Genomic DNA, 13712 nt, shown 5'->3' on the forward strand with positions numbered 1-13712 from the left:
CGCCGGAGCGACCGCCGCCCTGGCCCGCGCCGCCGCGCCCGGCTCCCCCGGACCGACCGCCGGACCCGCCGGCCCCGCGGGCACCGCCGCCCGCGCCACCGCGGCCGCGACCGCCCTGTCCTGCTGCACTCATCACACGTCTCCTGTCGTCACTGCGGCCCCGTCCAGCCCGTCGAACGCGTCGATCTCGGGCAGGTACGGGGCGAGCGGGGGCAGCTCGTCGAGGCTCGTGAGGCCCATCCGCTCGAGGAAGTATCCCGTGGTCCGGTACAGCAGCGCACCCGAGCCCGGGTCGGTGCCCGCCTCGGTGACCAGCCCGCGGGCCGTCAGCGTGCGCACCACGCCGTCCACGTTGACCCCGCGCACGCCCGAGACCTGCCCGCGCGTGACCGGCTGCCGGTACGCGATCACGGCCAGGGTCTCCAGCGCCGCCTGGGTCAGCCGGGCGGTCTGCCCGTCCAGCACGAACTGCCCGACGACCTGGTGGAACGCCGGCGCCGAGTAGATCCGCCAGCCCTCGCCGGCCTGGCGCAGCTCGAACCCGCGGGGGCGGCCGCCGTGCTCGCCGCGGTACTCCTCGGCGAGGGTGCGCAGCAGGTCGACGACCTCGCCGGTCGGCAGCCCGAGCACCGTGGCGAGGCGCACAGCCGGGATCGGCTCGTCCGCGACCATGAGCACGGCCTCCAGCGCCGCGAGGGCGCCGCCGGGCAGGTCGTGGACGTCGGGGGCCTCCGCCGTGGGCTCGGGGGGCAGCTCGCCCTCGCCGAGCCCGTCGGGGAGTCCGTCAGCGGGCGCGCCCTCGGGCACCGCGGCCGTCGGGTCCTCGGTCATGCGTCCTCCCCCTGCGCCTCGGGCGCGGCCGCGTCGGCCGGCACCACGTCGTCCCCCTCGTCGAAGTCCGAGGCCACCGCGACGTCGCCGTCCTCGGCCCCGGTCCACCGCACGGTCAGCTCCCCCAGCGGCGTCACCTGGTCGAACGCCACGGCGCCCTCCCGGAACAGCTCCAGCAGCGCGAGGAACCGCGCGACCACCAGCAGCGTCGAGTCGGCGTCGGCGGTCAGCGTCCGGAACGAGGCGGCCCCGCCGTGCCGGAGCCGGTCCGCGAGCACCGCGGCCTGCTCCCGGACGCTCACCGCGGGCGCGTGCAGGTGGCTGAGGTCGACGCCGGGCGGCGGGGGCGGCGGCGCGAGCGCCTTCGCGGCCAGCGCCGCGAGCTCCTCCGGCCCGATCTGCCAGATCAGCTCGGGCAGCATCGCGGCCAGGTGCGGCTCCAGCTGCACCGTCCGCGGCAGGCGACGGCCCTGCTCGGTGAGCCGGGTCCCGAGGTCCGCGGCCACCACCTTGTACGCGCGGTACTGCAGCAGCCGGGCGAACAGCAGGTCGCGCGCCTCCAGCAGCTCCAGGTCCTCGGCGTCCTCGACCTCGCCCGCGGGCAGCAGCCGCGCGGCCTTGAGGTCGAGCAGCGTGGCCGCCACCAGCAGGAACTCGGACGCCTGCCCGAGGTCCCACGGGCGCCCGCCCTCGGCCTCGGCGCGCTCGGCCGCGCGGATGTAGGCGATGAACTCGTCCGTGACCGCGGCGAGCGCGACCTCGGTGATGTCGAGCTTGTGCTTCGAGATCAGCCCCAGCAGCAGGTCGAACGGCCCGGAGAAGTTCTCCAGGTGCACCTCGAAGGCGCCGGACCCGGGCCGCGGCGCGTCGTCGGGCGCACCGGTCCCGCCGGGGTCGGCGGCAACGGCCTCGGCGGTCGGCGCCGTCTCAGGCGGCGTCGCCACGGGCGACGAGCTCCCGCGCGAGCTGCCGGTACGCGTGCGCCCCGGCGTGCGTCGGCGAGTACGTCGTGATCGGCTCCGCCGCCACGGAGGCGTCCGGGAACTTCACGGTGCGGCCGATGACGGTGTGCAGCAGCGTGTCGCCGAACGCCTCGTACACCCGGGCCACGACCTCGCGCGCGTGCAGGGTGCGCGGGTCGTACATGGTGGCGAGGATGCCGTCGACCTCGAGGCGCGGGTTGAGCCGGTCGCGGACCTTCTCGATCGTCTCGACCAGCAGCGCCACGCCGCGCAGCGCGAAGAACTCGCACTCCAGCGGGATGAGCACGCCGTGCGCGGCGGTGAGCGCGTTGACGGTCAGCAGGCCGAGCGACGGCTGGCAGTCGACCAGCACCACGTCGTAGTCGTCGAGCACGGGCCGCAGCACCCGGGACAGGATCGACTCGCGGGCCACCTCGCTGACCAGCTGCACCTCGGCGGCGGACAGGTCGATGTTGGCCGGCAGGAGGTCCAGGTTGGGGATCTCCGTGGGGCGGATCAGCTCCTCGACCCGCGCGTGCCGGTCGACCAGCAGGTCGTAGACCGTGCGGTCGAGCTCGTGCGGGTTGGCGCCCAGGCCGACCGACGCCGCGCCCTGCGGGTCGAAGTCGACGATGAGCACCCGGCGGCCGTACTCGGCCAGCGCCGCGGCGAGGTTGATCGTGGTGGTCGTCTTGCCGACGCCGCCCTTCTGGTTGCACATCGCGATGACGCGGGCGGGACCGTGGGCGGCGAGCGGCGCGGGGGCGGGGAAGTCGGGCAGGGGCCTGCCCACCGGGTCGGTTGCGATCTCGGTCGTCTCCTCGCGTGCCACCCGCACAACCTACCGGAGCACCCGGCCGGTCAGCCGTCTCCCGCGCCGGTGCGCGCGGCGCCCGCGGCGGCCCGGACGGCGCTGTCCCGCCTGGCGCGCGGGTGGCTCGTCGCGTACACCTCGCGCAGCGTGTCCGGCGTCACCTTCGTGTAGATCTGCGTGGTTGTCACCGAGGCGTGCCCCAGCAGCTCCTGCACCACCCGGACGTCGGCGCCGCCGGCCAGCAGGTGGGTCGCGAACGAGTGCCGCAGCGTGTGCGGCGACACGTGGTCGGCGCCCGGCAGCCCGGCCCGCTCGGCGGCCGTGCGCAGCACCGCCCACGCGCTCTGCCGGGACAGCCGGGCCCCCCGGGTGTTGAGGAACACCGCCGCTCCCCCGCGACCTGCCGCCGCCAGCGCCGGGCGGGCGCGGACCAGGTACGCCTCCAGCGCCTCGACGGCGTACGCCCCGACCGGGACGACGCGCTCCTTGCTCCCCTTGCCGAGCAGCCGGACCGCGGCCCGTCCCTCGGTGAGGTCGAGGTCGTCGACGTCGAGGCCCACGGCCTCGGAGATGCGCGCCCCGGTCGAGTACACGAGCTCGAGCAGCGCCCGGTCGCGCAGCGGCACCGGCCCGTCCCCGAGCGACGCCGCCTCCAGCAGCCGCAGCACCTCGTCGGTGCCGATCGCCTTGGGCAGCACCTGGGACTGCTTGGGCGGCCGCACGGCGCGCGCGGGGTCGGCGGCGGTCAGCCCCTCCAGGACCGAGAACCGGTGCCAGCCGCGCACGGCCACGACGGCGCGCTTCGCGGACGACGCCGACAGCACCGCCCGCCCGTCTGAGCCGGTGCGCACGGCGGTGAGGAAGTCCTCGACGTCGGCCTCCGCCACCTCCGCGACGGACGCGCGGCCCGCGGCGGCGAGGTGGTCGACGTACCGGGTCAGGTCGCGCCGGTAGGCGGCCAGCGTGTTGGCGGACAGCCCGCGCTCGACCGTGAGGTGGGCGAGATACCCGTCCAGGGCGGCGCGCAGCGCGGAGGCCGACGGCTGCTCCTCCGTCATGCCGGTGCCTCCCCGCGGTCCCTCCGGTGGGTCAGAGCGGGAGGAACACGTCGACCGCCACCGCGACCGACAGCAGCGACAGGTACGTGATCGACCCGTGGAACACCGACATCGCGCGGAGCTTGCCGCGGCTCGGGTCCTGGGCGCGACGGTACAGCGCGACGTTCGACCAGAGGAACCACACGCCGAGGACGGTCGCGACGACCGCGTACACCCAGGTCATCCCGGCGACGGGGACCAGCAGCAGCGAGCAGGCGATCATCGCGACGGTGTACGCGATCATCTCCTTCGCGACCTTCGACTCGGCCGCGACGACCGGGAGCATCGGGACGCCCGCGGCCGCGTAGTCCTTGCGGAACTTCATCGACAGCGGCCAGTAGTGCGGCGGCGTCCAGAAGAAGATCACCCCGAACAGCAGCACCGCGGCCCAGGACAGCCCGCCGGTCACCGACGACCAGCCGATGAGCACCGGCATGCAGCCGGCGGCGCCGCCCCACACGATGTTCTGGGGCGTGCGCCGCTTGAGGATCATCGTGTAGCCGACGACGTAGATGAGGATCGCGCCGCCGGTGAGCAGCGCGGACGGCACGTTGACCAGCAGCGCGAGCCACAGCAGCGAGCCGACGCCCAGCGCGAGGCCGAACACCAGCGCGGCGCCCGGGGTGATCTCCCCCGTGACCAGCGGACGCCGCTTGGTCCGGTTCATCACCTGGTCGATGTCGCGGTCGATGTAGCAGTTGAGCACGTTCGCCGCGCCGGCCGCGGCAGCGCCGCCGACCAGCGTCGCCAGCACCAGCCCGATCGGCGGGAAGCCGCCCTGCGCCAGGATCATCGTCGGCAGCGTCGTGACGAGCAGCAGCTCGATGACCCGCGGCTTGGTGAGGGCCACGTAGGCGGCGACGCGGCGCCGCAGCGCGCTCCGGCCGTCCTGGGCCTGGGCACCGGGGGCCCGCGACGAGGCCCCGGCGGGAGCGGCTGGGCTCATCGTGCGCACGCTCCGGTCCTCCGCCCGTCGCTCGACCGCGCCGGCCGGACGGCCCCGCGGATGATCTCGACCATCGTACGGCCCTCCCGGCAGCAGATGCGGCCGTGAACCGCCTGGGACCAGGGTCCCGGTCGTGTGACGTCCGTCGCCCCGGGCTCCCACGCCGGTGGACCGGACGGCGGACCCCCGCCCCGCGGGTCTAGGCTCGAAACGCACGCCCGGCCCCGGGGGAATCAGGACCGGGCGTGAGCGGCGCCCGGCCTGGTCAGGACGGGCCCGACCGTCGACGCCCCGGCCCGGAGTCCGGGGCGAGAAGTGAGGTGGCACGACGATGACAGAGGGCATCACGCCGCTCGACCAGGTGGCCGACGCGGGCGTCGCGGTATGGCTGGACGACCTGTCCCGGGAGCGGCTGCGCACCGGGAACCTGAAGGACCTCGTGGCCGAGCGCCGCGTGGTCGGGGTCACGACCAACCCGACGATCTTCGCGAGCGCGCTGGCCAAGGGCGAGTCCTACGACGAGCAGCTCAAGCAGCTGCGGGCGCAGGGCACCGACGTGGACGGCGCCGTCTTCGCGATCACGACCGACGACGTGCGCGAGGCGGCCGACGTGCTGCGCCCCGTGTACGACGCCACCGACGGCGTGGACGGCCGCGTGTCCATCGAGGTCGACCCGCGCCTGGCGCGCGACGCGCAGGCCACCGTCGACTCGGCCCGCGCGCTGTGGTCGACGATCGACCGGCCGAACCTGTTCATCAAGATCCCCGCGACGCTCGACGGGCTGGCGGCGATCACCGAGGTGCTCGCCGACGGCATCAGCGTCAACGTCACGCTGATCTTCTCGCTCGAGCGGTACCGCGCCGTGCTGGACGCGTTCGTCGAGGGCCTGGAGCGGGCCAAGGCCAACGGCCACGACCTCGCGCCCATCGCCTCCGTCGCGTCGTTCTTCGTGTCCCGCGTGGACGCGGCGATCGACCCGCGCCTGGACGAGATCGGCTCCCCCGAGGCCGCCGACCTCCGCGGCAAGGCCGCCATCGCCAACGCCCGCCTCGCGTACGGCGTCTACGAGGAGGTCGTCGCCTCCGACCGCTGGCAGGCGCTCGCCGCCGCCGGCGCGAAGCCGCAGCGTCCGCTGTGGGCGTCCACCGGCGTCAAGGACAAGGCGTACCCCGACACCCGGTACGTCGACGAGCTCGTCGTCGCCGGCGTCGTCAACACCATGCCCGAGGCCACGCTCCAGGCCGTCTTCGACCACGGCGACTTCCGGGGCGACACCGTCACCGGCACCCAGGCCGAGGCGCAGGACGTCATCGACCGGCTCGCCGGCCTCGGCATCGCGATCGACGAGGTCACCGACCAGCTCGAGCGCGAGGGCGTCGACAAGTTCGAGAAGTCCTGGGCCGAGCTGCTCGACACCGTCCGCGGCGGCCTGGAGCAGGTGGCCGAGTGAGGCCCGCGAAGGTCACCGCGGAGCACAACCCGCTCCGCGACCCGCGCGACCGCCGGCTCCCCCGGATCGCCGGGCCCTCGGGCCTGGTGATCTTCGGGGTGACCGGCGACCTCGCCCGCAAGAAGCTCATGCCCGCGGTGTACGACCTCACCAACCGCGGCCTGCTGCCCCCCGGCTTCGCGCTCACCGGGTTCGCCCGGCGCGACTGGGAGGACCAGGACTTCGCGCAGATCGTGCACGACTCCGTCAAGGAGCACGCCCGCACCCCGTTCCGCGAGTCCACCTGGCGCCAGCTGTCCGAGGGCATCCGGTTCGTCCAGGGCACCTTCGACGACGACGACGCGTTCGACCGGCTGCGGCAGACCGTCGAGGACCTCGACGTCACCCGCGGCACCGGCGGCAACCACGCGTTCTACCTCTCGGTCCCGCCGAGCGCGTTCCCCGTCGTCTGCAAGCAGCTCGCCCGCTCCGGCCTGTCCGAGTCGGTCGAGGACGCCTGGCGCCGCGTCGTCATCGAGAAGCCGTTCGGCCACGACCTGCAGTCGGCCCGCGAGCTGAACGACGTCGTGTCCTCGGTGTTCCACCCGGACGACGTGTTCCGGATCGACCACTACCTCGGCAAGGAGACGGTCCAGAACCTGCTGGCGCTGCGGTTCGCCAACCAGCTGTTCGAGCCGATCTGGAACGCCAACTACGTCGACCACGTGCAGATCACGATGGCCGAGGACATCGGCGTCGGCGGCCGCGCCGGGTACTACGACGGCATCGGCGCCGCGCGCGACGTCATCCAGAACCACCTGCTGCAGCTCCTGGCCCTGACGGCCATGGAGGAGCCGGTCACGTTCGACGCGCACGACCTGACCGCCGAGAAGATCAAGGTCCTCTCCGCCGTCCGCGTGCCCAAGGACATCGGCAAGCACACCGCCCGCGGGCAGTACGCCGAGGGCTGGCAGGGCGGCGAGAAGGTCGTCGGCTACCTGGACGAGGGCGGCTTCGACCCCAACTCGACCACCGAGACCTTCGCCGCCATCCGCGTCGACGTGGACACCCGCCGCTGGGCCGGCGTCCCGTTCTACCTGCGCACCGGCAAGCGCCTCGGCCGCCGCGTCACCGAGATCGCCGTCGTGTTCAAGAAGGCGCCGCACCTGCCCTTCGAGTCCACCGCGACCGAGGAGCTCGGCAAGAACGCGCTGGTCATCCGCGTGCAGCCCGACGAGGGCGTCACCCTGCGGTTCGGCGCCAAGGTGCCGGGCACCGCGATGGAGGTCCGCGACGTCACGATGGACTTCGGCTACGGCCACGCGTTCACCGAGTCGTCCCCGGAGGCCTACGAGCGCCTCATCCTCGACGTCCTGCTGGGCGACCCGCCGCTGTTCCCGCGGCACGAGGAGGTCGAGCTCTCCTGGAAGATCCTCGACCCCATCACCCAGTACTGGGCGAGCAAGGGCAAGCCGGAGCCGTACCGCGCCGGCACCTGGGGGCCGGAGTCGGCCGACCGCATGATGGAGCGCGACGGACGGACCTGGAGGCGACCGTGATCATCGACCTGCCCAAGACGACCACCCGCGACATCAACAAGCGGCTGGTGCAGGAGCGCGAGGAGGGCGGCGCCGTCGCCCTCGGGCGCGTGCTGACGCTCCTCATCGACGTCGGCGCCAACGACCCGGAGGCCGCCATCGAGGCCGCCAACGACGCGAGCCGCGAGCACCCCTGCCGCGTCATCGTGCTCACCGAGTCCGGCCCCGAGGCCGCCGACTCCGAGCTCGACGCGCAGATCCGGCTCGGCGGCGACGCCGGGGCCTCCGAGGTCGTGCTGCTGCACCCGTCCGCCGCGCAGGCCCGGCACCTGGACACCCTCGTGCTCCCCCTGCTGCTGCCGGACGCGCCGATCGTCGCCTGGTGGCCCTACCAGGTGCCCGACGACCCGGCCCAGCACCCGCTCGGCCAGCTCGCCCGGCGCCGGATCACCGACACCACCGAGTGCACCAACCCGTCCGACGCGCTGCACCGGCTGGCCGGCGGCTACACCGAGGGCGACACCGACCTCGCGTGGACCCGCACCACCCTGTGGCGCGGTCTCATCGCGGCGACGCTGGACCAGCCGCCGTTCGAGCCCGTCACCCGCGCGGTCGTGGCCGGCGAGAGCACCCACCCCTCCGTCGACCTCATGGCGGCGTGGCTGGGCTGGGCGCTGAACTGCCCCGTCGACATCGAGCGCCAGGCGGACGCCCCGGCGATCACGCAGGTGCGGCTCGAGCGGAAGTCCGGCCCGATCGTGCTCGACCGGCCCGACGGCAAGACCGCCGCGCTGCGCCAGCCCGACCAGCCCGAGCACCGGATCGCCCTGCCGATCCGGCAGCTGCGGGAGTGCCTGGCCGAGGAGCTCCGGCGGCTCGACGCCGACGAGGTCTACGGCGAGGTGCTGCGCAAGGGCCTGACGAAGGTGGGCGCATGACGGGGGCACCGCGGACGGTGCTCGTGCACCCGGACGCGACCACCCTCGCCGAGGCCACGGCCGCGCGGCTCATCACGCGGCTCGTCGACCTGCAGTCGGCGGCCGCGCCCGTGCACGTCGTGCTCACCGGCGGGACCGTCGGGATCAAGACGCTCGCTGCGGTGGCTGCGTCGCCGGCCCGCGCGGCCGTCGACTGGTCCGGCGTGCACCTGTGGTGGGGCGACGAGCGGTTCCTCGCCGACGGCGACGCCGACCGGAACGAGACCCAGGCGCGGTCCGCGCTGATCGACGGGCTCGGCGACGCCCTCCCGGCCGCCAACGTGCACCCGATGCGGCCGCTCGACGTCGCCGCGGGCATCGCGACCCCGGAGGACTCGGCCGCGGCCTACGCCGCCGAGCTCGCCGCGTTCGCGCCCGAGGGGGCCGACGTGCCGACGTTCGACGTGCTCATGCTCGGCATGGGGCCCGACGGCCACGTGGCGTCGCTGTTCCCGGGCCACGAGGGCGTCGACGTCACCGGCGTTCCGACCGTCGGGGTGCACGGCTCCCCCAAGCCGCCGCCCGAGCGCGTGTCGCTGACGTTCGAGTCCATCCGCGCCGCGCGCGAGGTGTGGGTCGTGGCGGCGGGCGCCGAGAAGGCGGAGGCCGTCGCGTCGGCGCTGTCCGACGCGGACGTCCGGGTCACGCCCGCCGCGGGCGCCCGCGGCACGGAGGCGACGCTGTGGCTGGTCGACGCGGCCGCGGTCGCCGAGGTCGGCGCGTCGCAGGGCGCGGCGTAGCCGACCCCGCTCCCCTGGCGTCACGAGGGCCCCGCAGCCACCCGGCTGCGGGGCCCTCGTCGCGTCTCGCGGAGCATGAGCTCGCACGTGCGCCCGTGCGGTGCCACCGGAGCGGCCCGAGGCGGACCGGCGCGAGGCGCAGCGGCGTGAGGTCGTCACATCCGCGCGAGGTCGGCGGAAATGAGTGACGACCTCGCCGCGATGCGACGACCTCACGCCCGGCGCCGGCCGAGGTCGTCGGTTCCGGCCACCGGAAGGGTGGCGCAACCGGCGACCTCGGGCGGAACCGCCGACCTCGTGGGGAGACGCGGCGAGGGCCCCGCAGCGGTGCTGCGGGGCCCTCGGCCGGGTGCTGCGTGCGGGTGCTGCCTCAGCGCACCCCGCCGCGCCGACGCGCGCGGAGCGCGGCCAGCGCCTCGTCCAGGATCGCCTCGCCGTCCTCGGCGGACCGGCGCTCCTTCACGTAGGCCAGGTGGGTCTTGTACGGCTCGTTGCGCACGGGCGACGGCGGGTTCGCCTCGTCCTGGCCGGCCGGGAACCCGCAGCGTGGGCAGTCCCAGGTCTCGGGCGCCTCGGCGGCGGCCTCCTCGGCGAACGACGGCCGGGTCTCGTGGCCGTTCGCGCACCAGTAGGAGATCCACACGCGGGGCGCGGCGTCGCCGCGCTCGGCCTCGCCCATGGGGCCCGCGCCGACGCGGGACCCCCGGATCGCACTTCCGCTCGCCATGAGGTCTCTCCCTCAGCTCACGCGCTCGATGAGACCGAGCAGCACGATCACGACCGCCCACACGAGGCTGACGCCCACGGTGATGCGGTTGAGGTTGCGCTCGGCCACGCCGGAGGACCCGGCGCTGCTGGTGATGCCGCCGCCGAACATGTCGGACAGACCGCCGCCCTTGCCCTTGTGCAGCAGGACGAGCGGGACGAGCAGCAGGCTCGTGACCACCAGGAGGACCTGGAGGGCGATGGTGAGGGCTGTCACGGCGGGTCTGGCTCTTCTCGCTGTCGGGGACCCCGGGCGGGGTCGGTCGGGTGGACCGCGGTCCAGGGTAGGCGACGCGCGGCGCAGGAATCCAGCACGACAGGCCAGATCGGGCCGCGGGTCGCCCGGTCGGCCGGGGCGCGCGCGGGCGTGCTGCCGCCGCGCGCCCCGACCTCGGGGTGGATCAGGCGCCCGCGTGCTCCTGGAAGCGCGCGATCTTGGCGAACTCCTCGGCGTCGAGCGACGCACCGCCGACGAGCGCGCCGTCGACGTCGGGCTTGCCGATGATCTGGGCGGCGTTGCCGGACTTCACCGAGCCGCCGTAGAGCACGCGCACGGCGTCGGCGACCTCAGCCGAGTACAGCTCGGCGAGCTTGCCGCGGATGGCCTCGCAGACCTCCTGCGCGTCCTCGGGGGTGGCGACCTCGCCGGTGCCGATGGCCCAGACGGGCTCGTAGGCGATGACGACCGTCTTCGCCTGCTCCTCGGTGACGCCCGCGAGCGAGCCCTCGAGCTGCGTCAGCGTGTACTCGACGTGGGTGCCCGCCTTGCGGATCTCCAGGCCCTCGCCGACGCAGACGATCGGGGTGATGCCGGCACCGAGCGCGGCGACCGTCTTGGCCGCCACGACCGCGTCGGACTCGCCGTGGTACTCGCGACGCTCCGAGTGGCCGGTGGCCACGTAGGTGACGCCGAGCTTGGCGAGCTGCGCCGCCGAGACCTCGCCGGTGTAGGCGCCGGAGGCGTGCGCGGACACGTCCTGCGCGCCGTAGCCGATCTCCAGCTTGTCCGCGTCGACCAGGGTCTGCACGGAGCGGATGTTGGTGAACGACGGCAGGACGACGACCTCGGCGGTGCCGAAGTCGTGCTTGGCGTCCTTGAGGGTCCAGGCGAGCTTCTGCACCAGGTGCACGGCCTCGTGGTGGTCGAGGTTGAGCTTCCAGTTGCCCGCGATGAGGGGGGTACGTGCCATGTGGATCAGTCCTCCAGGACCGCGATGCCGGGGAGGGTCTTGCCCTCGAGGAGCTCCAGCGACGCGCCGCCGCCGGTCGAGATGTGGCCGAAGCCGGCCTCGTCGAAGCCGAGTCGACGGACGGCCGCGGCCGAGTCGCCGCCGCCGACGATGGAGAAGCCGTCGGTGTCGACGAGCGCCTGCGCGACGGCCTTGGTGCCCTCGGCGAACGCCGGGAACTCGAACACGCCCATCGGGCCGTTCCAGGCGATGGTCTTCGCGTCGAGGATCGCCGCGCGGAACAGCTCGCCCGACTTCGGACCGATGTCCAGGCCCATCTTGCCGGCCGGGATCTTGTCCGCGTCGACGGTCTCGTGCGGGGCGTCGGCCGCGAAGCCGTCGGCCGCGACGATGTCGACGGGCAGCACGATCTCGACGCCGGACTCCTGCGCCTGGGCGAGGTAGCCCTTGACGGTCTCGACCTGGTCCTCCTCGAGCAGCGAGGAGCCGACCTCGTGGCCCTGGGCCTTGAGGAAGGTGAAGACCATGCCGCCGCCGATGAGCAGCTTGTCGGCCTTGGTCAGCAGGTTCGCGATGACGCCGAGCTTGTCGGAGACCTTCGAGCCGCCGAGCACGACCACGTAGGGGCGCTCCGGGTCCTCGACGGCCTTGCGCAGCGCCTCGACCTCGGTGAGGACGAGGGAGCCCGCCGCGTGCGGGAGGCGCAGCGCGACGTCGTAGACCGACGCCTGCTTGCGGTGCACGACGCCGAAGCCGTCGGACACGAACGCGTCCGCGAGGGCCGCGAGCTCGTCGGCCAGCGCGCCGCGCTCGGCCTCGTCCTTGGAGGTCTCGCGCGCGTCGAACCGGATGTTCTCGAGCAGCGCGATCTGCCCGTCCTCGAGCGCCGCGACCGTGGCCTTGGCGGACTCGCCGACGACGTCCTCCGCGAGGGCGACCGGCTGGCCGAGCAGCTCGCCCAGGCGGGCGGCGACGGGGGCCAGCGAGTACTTCGCGTCGGGCTCGCCCTTCGGCCGGCCGAGGTGCGCGGTGACGACCACGCGGGCGCCGGCGTCGAGCAGGCCCTTCAGCGTGGGCAGCGCGGCGCGGATGCGGCCGTCGTCGGTGATGGTCGTGCCGTCGAGCGGCACGTTGAAGTCGGAACGGACGAGCACGCGCTTGCCGCGCAGGTCGCCGAGGTCCTCGATGGTCTTCATGCTTGCCTACCTTGCTCCGCGGGGCCGTCGGGGCCGACGACCGGGGCTGTCCATGACGGCGCCCGCGACACGCCGGGGTCGGAAGGCCGACCCCGGCGTGCGCGGGCGCATGTGCGTCGCTACGGACGGCTGAGGGTCAGAGACGCTCGCCGACGTAGGAGGTGAGGGTCACGAGGGAGTTGGAGTAGCCCCACTCGTTGTCGTACCAGGACACGACCTTCACCAGGTCGCCCGACACCTTGGTCAGCTTCGAGTCGAAGATGCTCTGGTGCGGGTCGGTGACGATGTCGGAGGACACGATCTCGTCCTCGACGTACGCCAGGACGCCCTTGAGCGGGCCCTCGGCGGCAGCCTTGACCGCGGCGTTGACCTCCTCGACCGTGACCTCCTTCGAGGCGGTGAAGGTGAGGTCGGTCGCCGAGCCGGTGATGGTCGGGACGCGCAGGGCGTAGCCGTCCAGCTTGCCCTTCAGCTCCGGCAGCACGAGCGCGACGGCCTTGGCGGCGCCGGTCGAGGTCGGGACGATGTTCTGCGCGGCGGCGCGGGCGCGGCGGAGGTCCTTGTGCGGGCCGTCCTGCAGGTTCTGGTCACCCGTGTAGGCGTGGATCGTGGTCATGAGGCCACGCTCGATGCCGATCGAGTCGTTGAGCGCCTTCGCCAGCGGGGCGAGGCAGTTCGTGGTGCACGACGCGTTCGAGATGATGTGCTGCGTGGCCGGGTCGTACGACTCGTGGTTCACGCCGACGACGAAGGTGCCGTCCTCGTTCTTCGCCGGGGCGGAGATGATGACCTTCTTGGCACCGGCGGCGATGTGCGCCTTGGCCTTCTCGGCGTCGGTGAAGAAGCCGGTCGACTCGATGACGATGTCGGCGCCCAGCTCGGCCCAGGGGAGGTTGGCCGGGTCGCGCTCGGCGAGGGCGCGGATGTTCTTGCCGTCGACGATGATGTTGTCGTCGTCGAAGTCGACGCTCAGCGGGAAGCGGCCCAGCACGGTGTCGTACTTGAGCAGGTGAGCCAGCGTCTTGTTGTCCGTCAGGTCGTTGACGCCGACGATCTCGATGTCGGCGCCCGACGCCACGATGGCCCGGTAGAAGTTGCGCCCGATGCGGCCGAAGCCGTTGATGCCGACCTTGATGGTCACTTGCCCTCCTCGGCACGCGCCGGCACAGGCCAGCGCACACTGTTGCGGTGATGGACTGCGCACGCCGGTGTGCGCTCCGGAAACGC

14 protein-coding genes are annotated in these 13712 nt (G+C 73.7%); 4 read left to right on the forward strand and 10 right to left on the reverse strand.

Going from position 1 to position 13712, the window contains the following annotated elements; genetic code table 11:
* Positions 1-132: 132 nt before the first annotated feature.
* From scpB to KVT14_RS01875, 5 genes are read right to left on the reverse strand one after another with little or no spacing between them, the layout of a single operon-like run.
* Positions 133-831, reverse strand: coding sequence for an SMC-Scp complex subunit ScpB (scpB, locus tag KVT14_RS01855; protein ID WP_217614110.1), 699 nt, complete (start codon positions 829-831; stop codon positions 133-135).
* Positions 828-1775, reverse strand: coding sequence for a ScpA family protein (locus tag KVT14_RS01860; protein WP_217614111.1), 948 nt, complete (start codon positions 1773-1775; stop codon positions 828-830). Before KVT14_RS01860 ends, scpB begins: the two co-directional genes overlap by 4 nt.
* The gene (locus tag KVT14_RS01865; RefSeq protein WP_217614112.1) at positions 1759-2625 is read right to left on the reverse strand and encodes a ParA family protein; all 867 of its coding nucleotides are present in this window, start codon (positions 2623-2625) and stop codon (positions 1759-1761) included. Before KVT14_RS01865 ends, KVT14_RS01860 begins: the two co-directional genes overlap by 17 nt.
* A gap of 29 nt (positions 2626-2654) precedes the next feature.
* Positions 2655-3665 (reverse strand): site-specific tyrosine recombinase XerD, encoded by a 1011-nt coding sequence (locus KVT14_RS01870; RefSeq protein ID WP_217614113.1) that lies wholly within the window; start codon positions 3663-3665, stop codon positions 2655-2657.
* Between the two features lie 31 nt (positions 3666-3696).
* Positions 3697-4650 (reverse strand): heme o synthase, encoded by a 954-nt coding sequence (locus tag KVT14_RS01875; protein ID WP_217614114.1) that lies wholly within the window; start codon positions 4648-4650, stop codon positions 3697-3699.
* 331 nt (positions 4651-4981) lie between these two features.
* On the opposite strand from KVT14_RS01875, the gene tal reads away from it, so the two are divergent.
* The 4 genes from tal to pgl are packed head-to-tail and all read left to right on the forward strand — an operon-like array spanning position 4982 to position 9334.
* Positions 4982-6100 (forward strand): transaldolase, encoded by a 1119-nt coding sequence (gene tal / locus KVT14_RS01880; protein WP_217614115.1) that lies wholly within the window; start codon positions 4982-4984, stop codon positions 6098-6100.
* The gene (gene zwf / locus KVT14_RS01885; RefSeq protein ID WP_217614116.1) at positions 6097-7638 is read left to right on the forward strand and encodes a glucose-6-phosphate dehydrogenase; all 1542 of its coding nucleotides are present in this window, start codon (positions 6097-6099) and stop codon (positions 7636-7638) included. Before tal ends, zwf begins: the two co-directional genes overlap by 4 nt.
* Positions 7635-8555: a glucose-6-phosphate dehydrogenase assembly protein OpcA gene (locus KVT14_RS01890; protein WP_147796640.1), complete on the forward strand. Its 921-nt coding sequence runs from the start codon at positions 7635-7637 to the stop codon at positions 8553-8555. The genes zwf and KVT14_RS01890 overlap by 4 nt, the downstream gene beginning before the upstream one ends.
* The gene (gene pgl, locus KVT14_RS01895; RefSeq protein WP_217614117.1) at positions 8552-9334 is read left to right on the forward strand and encodes a 6-phosphogluconolactonase; all 783 of its coding nucleotides are present in this window, start codon (positions 8552-8554) and stop codon (positions 9332-9334) included. Before KVT14_RS01890 ends, pgl begins: the two co-directional genes overlap by 4 nt.
* A gap of 370 nt (positions 9335-9704) precedes the next feature.
* Here pgl and KVT14_RS01900 read toward each other — a convergent pair whose 3' ends face one another.
* The 5 genes from KVT14_RS01900 to gap form a co-directional block, all read right to left on the reverse strand.
* Positions 9705-10061, reverse strand: coding sequence for an RNA polymerase-binding protein RbpA (locus KVT14_RS01900; RefSeq protein WP_147796638.1), 357 nt, complete (start codon positions 10059-10061; stop codon positions 9705-9707).
* Between the two features lie 12 nt (positions 10062-10073).
* Positions 10074-10316: a preprotein translocase subunit SecG gene (gene secG, locus KVT14_RS01905; protein ID WP_146837079.1), complete on the reverse strand. Its 243-nt coding sequence runs from the start codon at positions 10314-10316 to the stop codon at positions 10074-10076.
* A gap of 184 nt (positions 10317-10500) precedes the next feature.
* Positions 10501-11289 (reverse strand): triose-phosphate isomerase, encoded by a 789-nt coding sequence (gene tpiA, locus KVT14_RS01910; protein ID WP_217614118.1) that lies wholly within the window; start codon positions 11287-11289, stop codon positions 10501-10503.
* Between the two features lie 5 nt (positions 11290-11294).
* Positions 11295-12485 (reverse strand): phosphoglycerate kinase, encoded by a 1191-nt coding sequence (gene pgk / locus KVT14_RS01915; RefSeq protein WP_147796637.1) that lies wholly within the window; start codon positions 12483-12485, stop codon positions 11295-11297.
* Between the two features lie 136 nt (positions 12486-12621).
* Positions 12622-13626, reverse strand: a complete 1005-nt coding sequence (gap, locus tag KVT14_RS01920) for a type I glyceraldehyde-3-phosphate dehydrogenase (RefSeq protein ID WP_217614119.1) — start codon at positions 13624-13626, stop codon at positions 12622-12624.
* Positions 13627-13712: the final 86 nt, after the last annotated feature.

The sequence above is a fragment of the Cellulomonas sp. GbtcB1 genome (assembly GCF_019091725.1).
In the GTDB taxonomy this organism is placed as follows: domain Bacteria; phylum Actinomycetota; class Actinomycetes; order Actinomycetales; family Cellulomonadaceae; genus Cellulomonas.